Raw genomic sequence first — 14771 nt, 5'->3', positions numbered from 1 at the left:
GAAAAGCAGTCCGTCTAACCCGGCGAAACCGAGAAGCACGGGGAGTGAGTGACACCCCCGGACGAGACGCCATGCGTCCGATTTCGCTGGGGGCCCGCAAAGAATGGAACGCACAGCCACGCCCGGACAGGAAATGGGTGTGAGAACACCGTCCCCTCCGGAGCCGGAGCGGAACACGATGCCGACCGCCGCCCTGCTCGCGGCGCTCATCACCGTCACCGCGTTCTGCGCCGCTGACACCGTTGCCCGCAGCTATCCCTTCGGCCCCCGCACCCGCAGCGTCAACGACCTGGGCAACCAGTACGTGCCCTTCCACGCCCACCTGTGGGACCTCCTGCACGGCAGGGGGGACGGCGGCCTCCTCGTCAACTGGCAGTCCGGGTACGGGTCCTCCTTCCTCCCCGACCTCGGCACCTACCTCGGCAGCCCCTTCGCGCTGCTCGTCGCGGTCTTCCCGCGGGACGAGATCGACCTCGCCGTCTATGTGATCACCGTGCTCAAGACGGCGACAGCCGCCGCAGTGATGACCTGTCTGCTGCTCGCGCTGCGGCCGGGCCGCTGGTGGGTGGCGGGCCTGCTGGGCGCGTCGTACGCCCTGTGCGGCTGGAGCTTGGCCGTCGCCTCGTACAACCCGATGTGGCTCGACGGTCTCGTCGCCCTGCCGCTGCTGTGCCTGGCCGGCGAATGGGCGTTGCGCGGACGGCGCCCGCTGCTCGGCGTGCTGGTCGTCGCGCTCGCCTGGACAGCCAACTTCTACACCGCCTACATGGCCACCCTGGGCGCCGGCCTCGTTCTGCTGCTGCGCCTGCTGCTCGCCGGCCTCCCGCGCCGCCGGGCGCTCGCGGCGGCGGGCCGAGCCGTCCTCACCGTCGCACTCGGCGTGGGCCTGGCCGCCCCCCTCGTGGTGGTGATCTTCTTCGGTACCCGGGACGCCTACCCGGGCCGGGAGGGCGACTTCGTCCCGGTGGCGACTCAGGACCTGCTGGCCAGGCTGCTGCCGACGACCTACAGCTACGGCTCGCCGGCCGTGTACGTGGGCCTCACGGCGCTGGTCCTCGCCCTCGCCCTGCCGTTCCACCGGGCGGTGCCCCGGCCGGTGCGCGCAGGGTGGACGCTGCTGGTGGCCGGCGTGCTGCTGTCGATGCAGTGGGCCCCGACCCAGCTGGTGTGGCACGCCTTCGCCACGCCGCAGGGCAGCCAGTACCGGCAGGCGTTCGTGCTGTGCGGGCTGCTGGTGATCGCGGCCTGGCACGCGCTGGCGTACGGCCCACCGGACCGGCGCGCTCTGGCCGCGGCGGCCGGGCTGCTCGCCCTGATCGTGGCCGTCGCGAGCCGCAGCATCCTGGTACGGCCGTACATCTGGCCGGTGCTGCTGCTCGCCGCCGCCGGAGCGCTGGCCGGCCTGGCCCTGCTCTGGCTCCTGCGGTCCGGGGCGACCGTCCCCGGACTCCGGGTCGGCAGGCGCCGTACCGCTCTGACCGCGCTCGCCGCGGTGCTGCTCGTCGGCGGGCAACTCGGCGAGACCGTTGCCACCTCGGCCGTGGACACACGCAAGCGGCTCTCCCACATGGACGACTACGCGCCCTGGGGCGAGCGGCAGCAGCGGCAGGCGGACGTGATCGCGCGGGCCGACGGCTGGCCCCGCTACCGCACCGACCCCGGCCGGGAGCAGACCGTCTCCAACGACCCGCTGCTGGTCGGCGGTCAGGGCGCCCAGTACTACAGCAGCCTCACCTCGGACGTCCTCAGCCGCACGCTGACGGCCCTGGGCGACGGCTGGACCTCGCACGGCCGCAGTCTGCAGAGCCTGGACAACCCCGTCACGGACGTCATCTTCTCCGTCGGTGCCCGGGTGCACTCCCCGCCCGATCCGCACCAGACATGGCTGCCGCAGCACAACGCTCCGGTGACCGTGTCCCGGCAGTCCGTGCCGCCCCTGGTCACGGTGCATCCGGGCGGCTCCGGCGGCGCCGGATTCGGCCCGTCACCGTACCGCAACCAGGAACTGATGCTCGGCGCCCGCGTCTACACCGTTCCCCGCCTCACCGTGCGCACCGTCACCGGAAAGCCGCCCCGACAGGGCGACGCGCGGCACCCGGGGCTGCTCATCACCGCGGCCGGGACGGACGTACGGAAGCCGGCGATCACCGCGAGCTGTCCGGCCGGAGAGGATGTCTACCTGTGGGCGCCGCACTACTCGGGCACGGCCCGACTGGCGGACGGTGAGGCCGCACAGTTCAGGTCCGACGCCGTCGGGGCCAAGATCGCCGTGATGCGGCGGCTGGGTACCGTCCCGGCGTCCGGGCGGCTGCGGATCGAGCTGTCCCCGGACCGCAACAGCCGCGTCCCGGACCGCGCGGTCGGCTGTCTGGACACCGCCCGGCTGCGCACCGCCGCCGCGCAGCTCGAGGCCACCGGCGCCACGAAGGTGACCGTCTCCGACGCCACCCTGCACGCCGAACTTCCCGCGGGCAGCAAGGGAACCGCGGTCGTCGCGGCTCCCCGGATCGCCGGCTGGCGCTGCGCCACGGGCGACGCTCCAGCCACGCCCGCCGAGTCCCGCCACGGGCTGATCGCCATCCCCCTCGACGGCTCCTCGACCAGCCTGACCTGCACTTTCCATCCACCCGGTCTGCGGCTGGGCGGGGCGGTCGGTGCCGCCTCGCTGCTCGCCCTGATCCTGCTCGGCACTCTCACCGCCGTCCGCCGGCGGCGGGCCCCGGGACCGTCCACCACCGCATGACCGACACCCGCCGACCGCCCCAGGGGGGAAGAACCGTGCTGATATCGATCGTCGCACCCTGCTACAACGAGGAAGACGTCGTCGAGCGCTTCCACGAAGAGGTCCAGAAAGTCGCCGACGAGCTGCTGCCGCTCGGCCACGACATGGAGTTCGTGTACGTCGACGACGGCAGCCGCGACCTGACGCTCGCCGCCCTGAAGCGGATCGCCGACCGCGACTCCCGCGTCCGGTACGTCTCCTTCAGCCGGAACTTCGGCAAGGAGGCGGCCCTGCTCGCCGGGCTGCGCCACGCCACCGGCGACTCCGTGGTCGTCATGGACGCCGACCTCCAGCACCCGCCCGGACTCGTCCGGCGCATGGTGGACCTGCGCGCACAGGGCTACGACCAGGTCGTCGCCAAGCGCAGCAGGAGCGGCGAGCGGATCAGCCGCACCTTCACCGCCCGGCTGTACTACCGGTTCGTCAACCGTCTCGTCGACGTCGAACTCGTCGACGGTGTCGGCGACTTCCGGCTGCTGTCGCGGCGGGTGGTGGACGCGGTGCTCGGCCTCACCGAGTACAACCGCTTCTCCAAGGGGCTGTTCGCCTGGGTCGGGTTCCCGACCGCCACCTTCGAGTACGAGAACGCCGTGCGCGAGGCGGGCCGCAGCTCCTGGAGCTTCCGCAGCCTGCTCAACTACGGGCTCGACGGAGTGCTCTCCTTCAACAACCGCCCGCTGCGCGCCGCCCTCTACCTCGGTATGGCACTGCTGGTGTGCGCGGGCGCGTACACGGCGTGGATCGTGGGCGCAGCACTGGTCAACGGGGTGGAGACGCCCGGCTACGTCACGATCATCACCGCGGTGACCGCCCTCGCCGGCGTCCAGATGGTCATGCTGGGCGTGATCGGCGAGTACACCGGGCGGATCTACTACGAAGTCAAGAGGCGGCCGCACTTCCTGGTGAAGGCGACCAACGTGGAACGAGCGAAGGACCTCATCCCCTGATGCCGAGGCAGCTGCTCACCTTCGCATTGGTCGGCGTGATCAACACGGCCACCTACTACGGCTTCTACCTCCTGTTCCTCAATTGGCTGCCGTATCTCGGTGCGCACATTCTCGCGTTCGCCCTCAGCATGACCGGGTCCTTTTTCCTCAATGCGCGATTCACCTACCGGATACGGCCGACCTGGCGGAAATTCCTGCTGTTCCCGCTGACCAACGCCGCGAATTTCCTGCTTACCACGGCGGGCGTCTATGCGGTCGTCGATGTCCTGCACTGGGGAAACCGGTTCGCCCCGCTGCTCGCCTCGGCGGCCGCGATCCCCGTGACGTTCGTCGTCTCGCGGGCGGTGATGCTCTCGCGTGAGGGTGATCGGAAAGATTGCATAAAAGTGCAGGAGTACGTATAGTCATGCCATCTAGGATGGAGGGTGTCATGACGGTACGTGCGGCGGTGGCCGGGGCGAGCGGATACGCGGGCGGAGAGGCCCTGCGGCTGCTCCTGGCCCACCCCGAGGTCGAGATCGGTGCCCTGACCGGCAACTCCAACGTGGGGCAGCGGCTCGGCGCGCTCCAGCCGCATCTGCTGCCGCTCGCCGACCGGGTGCTGGCCGAGACCACCCCCGAAGTCCTCGCCGGGCACGACGTCGTCTTCCTCGCCCTGCCCCACGGCCAGTCCGCCGCCGTCGCCCAGCAGCTCGGCCCGGACGTCCTCGTCATCGACATGGGCGCCGACTTCCGGCTCAAGGACGCGGCCGACTGGGAGAGGTTCTACGGCTCCCCGCACGCCGGGACCTGGCCCTACGGCCTCCCCGAACTTCCGGGTGCCCGCGCGGCGCTGGAGGGGTCCAAGCGCATCGCGGTGCCCGGTTGCTACCCCACCGCCGTCTCCCTCGCCCTCTTCCCGGCGTACACCGCGGGCCTCGCCGCGACCGAGGCCGTGATCGTCGCGGCCTCCGGCACTTCCGGCGCGGGCAAGGCGCCCAAGCCGCATCTCCTGGGCAGCGAGGTCATGGGATCGATGTCGCCGTACGGCGTCGGGGGCGGCCACCGGCACACCCCCGAGATGATCCAGAATCTCAGTGCGGCCGCCGGGGAGCGGGTCTCCGTCTCGTTCACGCCCACGCTCGCGCCGATGCCCCGCGGCATCCTCGCCACGTGCAGCGCCAAGGCGCGTCCGGGCGTCAGCGCCGAGTCCGTGCGCGCGGCCTACGAGAAGGCCTTCGCCGACGAACCGTTCGTCCATCTGCTGCCCGAGGGACAGTGGCCGGCGACCGCGTCCGTCCACGGTTCGAACGCGGTTCAGGTGCAGGTCACCTTCGACGCCGCCGTGGGTCGCATCATCGCGATCAGCGCCATCGACAACCTGACCAAGGGCACCGCGGGCGGTGCCGTCCAGAGCATGAACATCGCCCTCGGTCTCGACGAGACCACAGGGCTTTCCACGATCGGAGTCGCACCGTGAGCGTCACGGCAGCACAGGGGTTCCGGGCGGCGGGCATCGCCGCCGGAATCAAGGAGAACGGCAAGCCCGACCTGGCCCTCGTGGTCAACGACGGGCCCCGCCGCGCCGCCGCCGGTGTCTTCACCTCCAACCGTGTGAAGGCCGCGCCCGTGCTCTGGTCCGAGCAGGTCCTCAAGAGCGGCGAGGTCTCGGCCGTGGTCCTCAACTCCGGGGGCGCCAACGCCTGTACGGGCCCCAAGGGCTTCCAGGACGCCCACGCCACCGCCGAGAAGGCCGGCGAGGTCCTCGGCCGCGGCGCCATCGAGGTCGCCGTCTGCTCCACCGGCCTCATCGGCATGCTGCTGCCCATGGACAAGCTGCTCCCCGGTGTCGAGACCGCCGCCGCCCAGCTCTCCGCGCACGGCGGCGAGAAGGCCGCCATCGCCATCAAGACCACCGACACCGTCCACAAGACCTCCGTGGTCACCAAGGACCGGTGGACCGTCGGCGGCATGGCCAAGGGCGCCGGCATGCTCGCGCCGGGCCTCGCCACCATGCTGGTCGTCCTCACCACCGACGCCGCGCTCGACAACGAGACCCTGGACAAGGCCCTGCGCGCCGCCACCAAGGTCACCTTCGACCGCGTCGACTCCGACGGCTGCATGTCCACCAACGACACCGTGCTGCTGCTCGCCTCGGGCGCGTCCGGCGTCACCCCGGACCACGACGAGTTCGCCGAGGCCGTGCGCCAGGTCTGCGACGACCTCGGCCAGCAGCTGATCCGGGATGCCGAGGGCGCCAGCAAGGACATCAAGGTCGAGGTGGTCAACGCCGCGACCGAGGACGACGCCGTCGAGGTGGGCCGCTCCATCGCCCGCAACAACCTCCTCAAGTGCGCCATCCACGGCGAGGACCCCAACTGGGGCCGCGTGCTCTCCGCGATCGGCACCACCGGGGCCGCCTTCGAGCCGGACCAGCTCAACGTCGCGATCAACGGGGTCTGGGTGTGCAAGAACGGCGGCGTCGGCGAGGATCGCGAGCTGGTCGACATGCGCTACCGCGAGGTGCACATCGTCGCCGACCTCGCCGCGGGGTCCGAGACCGCGACGATCTGGACCAACGACCTCACCGCCGACTACGTCCACGAGAACAGCGCCTACTCCTCATGAGCACTGGAACGACGCGTAAGCACACGGCCCTGCCGAAAGCCCAGATCCTCGTCGAGGCGCTGCCCTGGCTGACCCGGCACCACGGGAAGACGGTCGTCATCAAGTTCGGCGGCAACGCGATGGTGAACGAGGAGCTGAAGGCCGCCTTCGCCCAGGACGTGGTCTTCCTGCGGCACGCCGGTCTCAAGCCGGTCGTGGTGCACGGCGGCGGCCCGCAGATCAGCCGGGCGCTCGACAGGCACGGCATCGTCAGCGAGTTCAAGGCCGGCCTCAGGGTCACCACCGAGGAGGCCATGGACGTCGTCCGCATGGTGCTGGTCGGACAGGTGCAGCGGGAGCTGGTCGGGCTGCTCAATCAGCACGGCCCGCTCGCCGTCGGCCTCACCGGCGAGGACGGGCACACCATGACCGCGACCAAGCTCAGGCCCGAGATCGACGGCGAGCTGGTCGACATCGGGCGGGTGGGTGAGATCACCGAGATCGACACGGGCGCGATCGAGGTGCTGCTCGCCGACGGCCGTATCCCGGTCGTCTCCTCCATCGCCCGCAGCCAGGACGACGGACATGTCTACAACGTCAATGCCGACACGGCGGCAGCCGCCCTGGCCGCCGCCCTCGGCGCCGAGACCCTCATGGTCCTCACCGACGTCGAGGGACTCTACGAGGACTGGCCGAACTCCGACGAGGTGATCAGCCGCCTCACCGCGTCCCAGCTGGAGAAGCTGCTGCCGGAGCTGTCCGCCGGCATGGTGCCGAAGATGGAGGGCTGTCTGCACGCCGTGCGAGGCGGCGTCACCACCGCCCGCGTCATCGACGGCCGGGTCCAGCACTCGATCCTGCTGGAGATCTTCACCGACGAGGGCATCGGCACGATGGTCGTGCCGGACGAAGAGGGGGAGTCATGAGCAATCAGGAACTGACCGCGCGGTGGCAGGGCGCGCTCATGAACAACTACGGCACCCCGCGCCTGCCGCTCGTCCGCGGCGAGGGCACCAAGCTGTGGGACGCCGACGGCAAGCAGTACCTCGACTTCGTCGGCGGCATCGCGGTCAACGCGCTCGGCCACGCCCACCCGGCCGTCGTCGAGGCCGTGAGCGGCCAGATCGCCTCCCTCGGCCATGTCTCCAACCTGTTCATCGCCGAGCCGCCCGTCGCCCTCGCCGAGCGACTGCTCCAGCTCTTCGGCCGGGACGGCAAGGTCTACTTCTGCAACTCGGGCGCCGAGGCCAACGAGGGAGCCTTCAAGATCGGCCGGCTGACCGGGCGCACCCACATGGTCGCCACCGAGGGCGGCTTCCACGGCCGCACGATGGGCGCGCTCGCCCTCACCGGCCAGCCCGGCAAGCAGGAGCCTTTCCTGCCGCTGCCCGGCGACGTCACACATGTGCCGTACGGCGACGCGAAGGCGCTCGCCGCCGCGGTCACCGACGAGACCGCACTCGTGATCATCGAGCCGATCCAGGGCGAGAACGGTGTGGTCGTCCCGCCGCCCGGCTATCTCAAGGCGGCCCGCGCGATCACCGCGGCCACCGGTTCGCTGCTGGTCCTCGACGAGGTGCAGACCGGCATCGGCCGTACCGGCAACTGGTTCGAGTACCAGGCCCACGAGGGCGTCCTGCCCGACGTCGTCACGCTCGCGAAGGGCCTCGGCGGCGGGCTGCCGCTCGGCGCAACCGTGGCCTTCGGGCGGGCCGCCGACCTGCTCGGGCCGGGCCAGCACGGGACGACGTTCGGCGGCAACCCCATCGCCTGCGCCGCCGGACTCGCCGTGCTCGACACCATCGAGAACGACGGGCTGCTCGAGAACGTCAAGCGGCAGAGCGAGAAGGTGCGCGACGGCGTCGAGTCCCTCGGCCATCCGTTGATCGCCCATGTCCGGGGCGCGGGCCTCCTCCTGGGTATCGTGCTCACCGAGCCGCTCGCGCCGCAGGTCCAGCAGGCGGCTCAGGAGGCCGGTCTCCTGGTGAACGCGCCCGCTCCCGATGTCGTACGACTGATGCCGCCGCTCAACCTCGGCGACGACGAGACGGGGGCGTTCCTCCGTGCGCTGCCCGGCATCCTCGACGCAGTGGACGGGGACGGACGAGCCGGAGAATGAGACGACGATGACCCAGGCGCAGGACCACGGGCAGGCCGGGCCGGCCCTGCCGCAGACCCGCACGGCACGGCACCGCCGGATCGTGGACATCCTCAACCGGCAGCCGGTGCGGTCGCAGAGCCAGCTGGCGAAACTGCTCGCCGACGACGGGCTGAACGTCACCCAGGCGACGCTCTCCCGGGATCTGGACGAGCTGAACGCGGTGAAGATCCGCAACAATGACGGCGATCTGATCTACGCCGTGCCGAGCGAGGGCGGGTTCCGCACGCCGCGCGCCCCGCTGGGGGAGTCGGCGAAGGAGGAGCGGATGCGGCGGCTCTCCCAGGAGCTGCTGATCTCCGCGGAGGCCTCGGCGAACCTCGTGGTCCTGCGCACGCCTCCGGGCGCGGCGCAGTTCCTCGCCTCGGCGATCGACCAGGCGGAACTGCACGACATCCTGGGCACGATCGCCGGTGACGACACCCTGCTGCTGATCAGCCGGAACCCGACCGGCGGCCAGGGGCTGGCCGACCATCTGCTGAGGCTCGCGCAGAACGGTCACTGAGCCCCGTGCGGGTCCCGGCCCGGCGACGGACAATAGGAATGTGATCTTCCGCGGCGAGCGGGCAATCCCCTGGCGGCTGTCGTCCGTATACAGAAGTGTGTCGGGTCTCCGGTTCCCCGAGGGCCGTCTCCCGGACGAGGCATTGCTGTCCGGGCTGGCCACCGGTGATCCGGAACTCGCGGTCACCTTCGTACGGAGGTTCCAGGACAGGGTGTTCGGTGTGGCCATGGCAGTCACCGGGGACCCGCAGCTCGCCGAGGACGTCGCCCAGCAGACGTTCGAGCGCGCGTGGCAGCACGCCCAGATCTACGACTCGCGTCGCGGGTCGGTCACGACCTGGCTGACGACCATCGCGCACAACCTCGCCATCGACGCCGTCCGGGCACGGCGGGCGGCTCCGGTGGCACCCGAGGATCTCGACACCCTGCTCGGCGTCGCCACCGAGACCCCCGAGCAGTGGGCGCTGGCCGACGAGGCCTCGTCGCGGCTGAGGGCCGCGGTGGCGCGGCTGCCCAGGGAACAGGCCCGTGCGCTGGTGATGGCGGGTATCTACGGAATGACGGCCCAGCAGGTCGCCGACGCGGAGCAGATCCCGCTGGGTACCGCCAAGACGCGGATCAGGACGGCGATGGCGAAACTGCGGACCACGCTCGCGTCTCCGGAGCGAGGCGATCATGCCCAGTGACATGAACTGCGAGAAGATGCGGGAGCTCGCCGCCGAGCTGGCGCTGGGTGTGCTGCCCGGCCGTCAGCGGGCCGAGGCGGTCGCGCATCTGGAGCGGTGCGCCGAGTGCAGGGAGTACGTCGAGCAGCTGACCCTCGTCGGCGACCGGCTGATCGGCCTGCTGCCGGACCGCGAACCGCCGCCCGGCTTCGAGGCCCGGGTGGCGCGCCGCCTCACAGAGAACGCGGTGGCGCACGAGCGGGCCGGGCAGGCGTCCGCCTCCCTGCGTCAAGGTCTGCGCGGTCACGCCCGCCGGGCCCGGCTGCGGCTCGCCGCGCTCGCGACGGCGTTCGCGGTCGCCTTCGGGCTGGCCGGCTGGGGGATCTCCACGGGCGTCGAGGCGATCACGGCCTCGCCCCCGCCCGCCGTCGCGAGCGAGCCCATGCTGCTGGGGGACTTCACCCCGCCCGGCGCCAAGGACCAGCACGTCGGCGAGGTCTACGCACACCCCGGTACCCCCGGCTGGATCTTCATGTCCGTCGACCTCACCGGCCGGGGCACCCCGTACAACGGCCAGGTCACCTGCTTCCTCGAACTCCGCGACGGTACGACGTTCCGCGTCGGCGACTTCACCATGAGCGCGGGGCAGGGCGAGTGGGGAGCGAAGGCCACCGTAGACCCCGATGCGCTCTCCGGCGTCCGGCTGACCACCGCCGACGGCACCGTCCTCGCCACGGCCGGGCTGGAGACGGGGCATGTCGTGGCTCCGGAGACATGAACCCGGCGGGTCTCAGACGGAAGCCGCCGACAGCGTCGCCCGCAGTTCTGCGACCGTGGGCCGGGCGGCTGCATCGCCTTGGAGACAGGCGTCGACGACGGCGGCGAGAGGGGCCGGCATCCGGCGGCGGGACGCGATCGGCGGGGCGGTCCGCTCCGGCGGCGGGTATCGGCCGACACCGTCGTACGACTCGTCCCTGCTGTCGGCGAAGTCGAACGGCATCGCGCCGCCGGCGACCTCGAACAACGCCATGCCGATGTCCCACAGGTCGGCGGCCGTGAGCGGTTCGCCGCGGGCCTGTTCCGGCGAGCGGCAGCAGAACGTGCCCAGCCCGGTGGGCGCGGGCCCGGGTGATCGCGCGGCGCTCAGGTCCAGCACCTTCGCGTGACCGCGGCGAGCCGCTGTTCACCCCTGCAGTCGGGACGCGTCGCCTCGAGCACGGAGCAGGCCCGCTCCTCGCTCCAGGCGTCGTAGACGTCGAGCCGGCCGGTGCGGGTCAGGTGTGCCAGGACCTCGTAGCCCGGGACCGGTTTCGTGTCCGGTGCGAGGGGCGGCGGAGGAACGGGGCCGCTCACGACAGGACCTTCCCGTTCGATGTGGGCCCGGTCATGGCGTTCAAGCGGTGCAGTCGGGCGTATGTTCCGTCGCGTGCGAGCAGGTCGTCGTGGGTGCCCTGCTCGACGATCCGGCCGTGGTCGAGCACCACGATGCGGGTGGCGTCCCGGACGGTCAGCAGATTGTGCGAGATGACGATGGTCGTCCGCCCGGCCATCAGCCGGCGCAGCGGGTCCATGATCCGCCTGCCCGAGCGGACGTCGAGCCCCGTGGTCGGTTCGTCGAGCAGCAGCACGGGCGCGTCCCTGATCATCGCGCGGGCGATCGCCAGGCGCTGGCACTGGCCGCCGGAGAGCGTCCGGCCGCGCTGGCCGACCAGCGTGTCGTAGCCCTCCGGGAGCCGCTCGACGAACTCGTGCGCGTCCGCCGCGCGCGCCGCCGCGACGATCTCGCCCTCGGTCGCGCCCGGCAGGCCGTAGGCGATGTTGTCCCGCACGCTGCCGTGGAAGACGAGCGTCTCCTGCAGGACGACCGCGACGTTCTCCCGGACGTCGGACAGCCGCAGGCTCCGCAGATCCGTCCCGTCGAGGCGGACCGCTCCCCGGTCGGGGTCGTAGAAGCGCAACTGCAGTTTCGAGACCGTCGACTTGCCGGCCCCGCTGGCCCCGACCAGCGCCAGCGTCTCGCCCGGTGCGACATGGAACGAGACGTCCGACAGGGCCCAGGACGAGGTGCCGGGATAGCGGAAGCCGACGCCGTCGAACTCGACGTCACCCCGCGCCCGGCCGATCCGCCGGGCGGCCGGGGACTCGGCGACCTGGGGCCGCTGGTCCAGCAGCTCGATGATCCGCTCGGCCGAGGCGGACGCCGTGTAGAAGCTCGTGCCCAGGCCGGAGAGGCCATGGACCGGGCCGTACAGCTTGCCGATCAGCGCCAGGAAGACCAGCAGCCCGCCCAGCGTGAGCTGACCCTGCGCCAGCTTCCAGGTACCCAGGCCCATCACCGCGAGGCCGCCGGACACCTCGATGATCTCGACGATCGGTCCGTAGACGCCCCGGATCCGCGCCGAGGCCATGGCCGCCCGGAACCTGCCGATGTTCTCCCGCTCGAACCGGCGCTCCTCCCACCCCTGCCGGTTGTACGCCTGCACCAGCGCGACATTGCTCAGCGACTCCTCGGCGATCGCGCTGATCGATCCGCCGCGCCGCCTGCGCTCCCGCGACGCCGTCTTGGCCAGCCGGGAGAAGTGCCGGGCCGTGCCCCAGAACAGCGGTACGACGACGAGGGCGAGGAGAGTGAGGTCCCACTGGAGGTAGAACAGCAGGCCGAGGAAGACGCCCAGGCTGATCAGGTAGTAGAGGGCGTCCGCCACCCCGGACAGCAGGAACGTCTCGACCGCGTCGACGTCGCCCGTGACCCGCGACAGCACGTCCCCGAGTCGCCGGCGTTCGAAGAACCCGAGCGACAGTCCCTGGACGTGCCGGAACACATCGGAGCGGAGCTTGAGCAGGAAGCGTTCGCCGACCCAGGTGGACGTCACGTCGTCGGCGAACCCCAGAACGCCGGAAGCCACGACGAGCCCCAGAAAGACCGGGGCGATCCACAACAGCGGATGGAGGTCACGGGGGACGAGGACGTCGTCCACCACGACCTTGAAGAGCCAGATCTCCCCGGCGTCGAGGGCCGGACCGATCAGGCTGAAGAGCACGACGGGCACGAACCAGCGGCGGCCACCACGCGTGTAGGGCCAGAACCGCCTGAACACCTCGCGCGGGGCGACCGCGGGCGCGGCCGCCACCACGGCGTCGGACGTCTCGGCCACCGACAGCAGCCGCCGTAGGACATGCGTCATGACACGGGTTCCTCGTGGCTGGACGGTGAGACGGACCGGGGCCTGCCCGCTCCGGCCCGCTCAGCAGTGGTGGGCAATCAGTACCCGTCGTGTCCGTGTCCGTGGCGGTCGCCGTAGTCGTGCCCGTGGCGGTCGCCGTGGCCGCGGCCGTGGTCGTGCCGGTCGTCATGCCGGTCCGTGGCGGGAGCCGTCGTCGTGTCCCGACGTGTGCCGGAAGTCGTCCCGGTGCTTGGCCGGCAGCAGATGGCTGAAGATCGAAATGCGTTCCTCCTGAAACTCGCTGCACTGGAGATACGTCTCAGGATGGAATTTGGATGGGGTTTCTGGGAGAAAGTATAGAAACGCGATGTCATGAGGCCGTGGTCTCACCCCAGCCGCGCCGCGAGCCCTCCGGTGCACCGCACCTCGTCGCCCGCCGTGATCAGCAGCGCCTCCACCCCCGGCAGGGACTCCAGCCACGCCAGCCCCTCACGCGAGCCCATCGCGAACGCGGCCGTGGCCCAGCAGTCCGCCCAGGTCAGAAGCGGTGCCACCACCGTCGCCGCGACCAGGTCCGTGATCGCCGGCCGACCCGTGCGCGGATCCACGATGTGCGCCCCGCGCTCCGCCGTACCCGACGTGGCGACCGCCAACCGGTCCACCCCGGCCGCCGAGATCACCGCCGCGAGCCCGCCCGGCCGCAGCGGATCCGACACGCCCACCCGCCACGGCCGGTGCGGCTCAGGCGTGCCGAACATCTGGACGTCCCCGCCGCCGTTGACGCTCACCCCGCTCACCCCGACCGACGCGATCTCTCGCGCGGCCCGCTCGGCGGCCCAGCCCTTGACGATGCCGGTCGGATCGAGCGACCCGCGGTACGTCGTGCTGAACCACCCCTCGCTGACGCGCTCCGCCTCGGCCGCCAGCTCCAGCACCTGGGCGACCTCGGGATCGCACTCGGCCACGGTCAGCTCGCCGCGCGCCAGCCGGGACACCTGGCTGTCCTCGCGGTACGTGCTGAACACCTCGTTCACCCGGTGCAGCCCGGCGACCGCCTCGGCCAGTGCGGTCCGCACGACCGCGGATTCCCCGCCGCGGACGTCGAAGGAGAAGACGGTCCCCATGACCTCCTCCGCGTGCCGCACGGCGGCGGGAGCCTCCGCCGGCTCCGCCACCGCGTCAGCCACCGGCCTGGTCCAGCGCGGACTGGAGCGACTGTTTGTAGCCGTTGCTGGTGTACGTCGCTCCGGACACGGCGTCGATCCGCGCGCTCTGCGCGGCCACCGCCTCCTGGTTGAGCCTGGGTACGGCGAGGGCGGTCTTCTGGGCGCTGGTGCCGCCCTCGGGCGCCTGGACGGCCTCGGCCTTGGTGATCTTCCCGTTGCTGACGGTCAGCCGTACCTGCACGGCCCCGTACTGGGTCTGTGCGACCTTGCCGGTGAGTGTCCGGGAGGCGGCGGGTGCCGAGGACGCCGGTGCCGACGAGGCGTCGGCCGCCGCCCGCACCTGGTCCAGCGCGGACTGGAGCGACTGTTTGTAGCCGTTGCTGGTGTACGTCGCTCCGGACACGGCGTCGATCCGCGCGCTCTGCGCGGCCACCGCCTCCTGGTTGAGCCTGGGTACGGCGAGGGCGGTCTTCTGGTCGCTGGTGCCGCCCTCGGGCGCCTGGACGGCCTCGGCCTTGGTGATCTTCCCGTTGCTGACGGTCAGCCGTACCTGCACGGCCCCGTACTGGGTCTGGGCCACGTCACCGGTCACCGTGGCCCCGGCGGCCTGCGCACCGCCCTGCGGTGCCTCCTGCCCGGCCGCCGGCTGCTGCGGGGCCGCGGCCGACGCGGAGGCCGGGTCCGAGGCCGGCTTCAGCGACAGCAGCAGGACGACCCCGGACACGGTGGCGGCGGTGGCCAGCACGATGCGCCGTAGGGGATGGCTCTTCCTCATCCGACCGAATCTCCTGATTCCCGT

At 71.4% G+C, this 14771-nt stretch carries 15 protein-coding genes; 10 read left to right on the top strand and 5 right to left on the bottom strand.

Translation table 11 applies throughout. The features are described from left to right. The first annotated feature begins 133 nt into the window (after positions 1 to 133). From IEZ19_RS04675 to IEZ19_RS04630, 10 genes are all read left to right on the top strand, one after another. Positions 134 to 2743, top strand: a complete 2610-nt coding sequence (locus IEZ19_RS04675) for a YfhO family protein (protein ID WP_189309695.1) — start codon at positions 134 to 136, stop codon at positions 2741 to 2743. 35 nt (positions 2744 to 2778) lie between these two features. Further along, positions 2779 to 3729, top strand: a complete 951-nt coding sequence (locus tag IEZ19_RS04670; protein WP_189309694.1) for a glycosyltransferase family 2 protein — start codon at positions 2779 to 2781, stop codon at positions 3727 to 3729. Next, positions 3729 to 4133, top strand: a complete 405-nt coding sequence (locus tag IEZ19_RS04665) for a GtrA family protein (RefSeq protein WP_189309693.1) — start codon at positions 3729 to 3731, stop codon at positions 4131 to 4133. Before IEZ19_RS04670 ends, IEZ19_RS04665 begins: the two co-directional genes overlap by 1 nt. 26 nt (positions 4134 to 4159) lie before the next feature. Next, complete coding sequence (gene argC / locus IEZ19_RS04660) at positions 4160 to 5188, top strand: N-acetyl-gamma-glutamyl-phosphate reductase (RefSeq protein WP_189309692.1); 1029 nt, start codon at positions 4160 to 4162, stop codon at positions 5186 to 5188. Continuing rightward, the gene (gene argJ, locus IEZ19_RS04655; RefSeq protein WP_189309691.1) at positions 5185 to 6336 is read left to right on the top strand and encodes a bifunctional glutamate N-acetyltransferase/amino-acid acetyltransferase ArgJ; all 1152 of its coding nucleotides are present in this window, start codon (positions 5185 to 5187) and stop codon (positions 6334 to 6336) included. Before argC ends, argJ begins: the two co-directional genes overlap by 4 nt. Beyond that, positions 6333 to 7241, top strand: a complete 909-nt coding sequence (argB, locus tag IEZ19_RS04650) for an acetylglutamate kinase (protein ID WP_189309690.1) — start codon at positions 6333 to 6335, stop codon at positions 7239 to 7241. The genes argJ and argB overlap by 4 nt, the downstream gene beginning before the upstream one ends. Beyond that, positions 7238 to 8434, top strand: a complete 1197-nt coding sequence (locus IEZ19_RS04645) for an acetylornithine transaminase (protein WP_189309689.1) — start codon at positions 7238 to 7240, stop codon at positions 8432 to 8434. The genes argB and IEZ19_RS04645 overlap by 4 nt, the downstream gene beginning before the upstream one ends. A gap of 7 nt (positions 8435 to 8441) precedes the next feature. Next, positions 8442 to 8978, top strand: a complete 537-nt coding sequence (locus IEZ19_RS04640) for an arginine repressor (protein WP_189309688.1) — start codon at positions 8442 to 8444, stop codon at positions 8976 to 8978. A gap of 97 nt (positions 8979 to 9075) precedes the next feature. Next, positions 9076 to 9663 carry an RNA polymerase sigma factor gene (locus IEZ19_RS04635; RefSeq protein ID WP_189309687.1) on the top strand — a complete coding sequence of 196 codons (588 nt, stop codon included), beginning with the start codon at positions 9076 to 9078 and terminating at the stop codon, positions 9661 to 9663. Further along, positions 9653 to 10420, top strand: coding sequence for an anti-sigma factor family protein (locus IEZ19_RS04630; RefSeq protein ID WP_189309686.1), 768 nt, complete (start codon positions 9653 to 9655; stop codon positions 10418 to 10420). The genes IEZ19_RS04635 and IEZ19_RS04630 overlap by 11 nt, the downstream gene beginning before the upstream one ends. A 12-nt stretch (positions 10421 to 10432) precedes the next feature. On the opposite strand, the gene IEZ19_RS04625 is transcribed toward IEZ19_RS04630, so the two are convergent. From IEZ19_RS04625 to IEZ19_RS04605, 5 genes are all read right to left on the bottom strand, one after another. Continuing rightward, positions 10433 to 10798, bottom strand: a complete 366-nt coding sequence (locus IEZ19_RS04625) for a protein kinase family protein (RefSeq protein ID WP_189309685.1) — start codon at positions 10796 to 10798, stop codon at positions 10433 to 10435. Further along, on the bottom strand, positions 10786 to 10995 hold the full coding sequence (locus IEZ19_RS04620) for a hypothetical protein (RefSeq protein WP_189309684.1): 210 nt from the start codon (positions 10993 to 10995) through the stop codon (positions 10786 to 10788). Before IEZ19_RS04620 ends, IEZ19_RS04625 begins: the two co-directional genes overlap by 13 nt. Further along, entirely contained in the window at positions 10992 to 12827 is a 1836-nt protein-coding gene (locus IEZ19_RS04615) for an ABC transporter ATP-binding protein (protein ID WP_189309683.1), read from the bottom strand. The genes IEZ19_RS04620 and IEZ19_RS04615 overlap by 4 nt, the downstream gene beginning before the upstream one ends. Before the next feature lie 365 nt (positions 12828 to 13192). Next, positions 13193 to 13981: an FAD:protein FMN transferase gene (locus tag IEZ19_RS04610; RefSeq protein WP_189309919.1), complete on the bottom strand. Its 789-nt coding sequence runs from the start codon at positions 13979 to 13981 to the stop codon at positions 13193 to 13195. A 4-nt stretch (positions 13982 to 13985) separates the two neighbouring features. Beyond that, positions 13986 to 14747 carry an FMN-binding protein gene (locus IEZ19_RS04605; RefSeq protein ID WP_189309682.1) on the bottom strand — a complete coding sequence of 254 codons (762 nt, stop codon included), beginning with the start codon at positions 14745 to 14747 and terminating at the stop codon, positions 13986 to 13988. Positions 14748 to 14771: the final 24 nt, after the last annotated feature.

This window comes from Streptomyces brasiliensis (assembly GCF_014647875.1).
Classification (GTDB): domain Bacteria; phylum Actinomycetota; class Actinomycetes; order Streptomycetales; family Streptomycetaceae; genus Streptomyces; species Streptomyces brasiliensis.
This window is presented reverse-complemented; position numbering and strand designations above follow the sequence as displayed.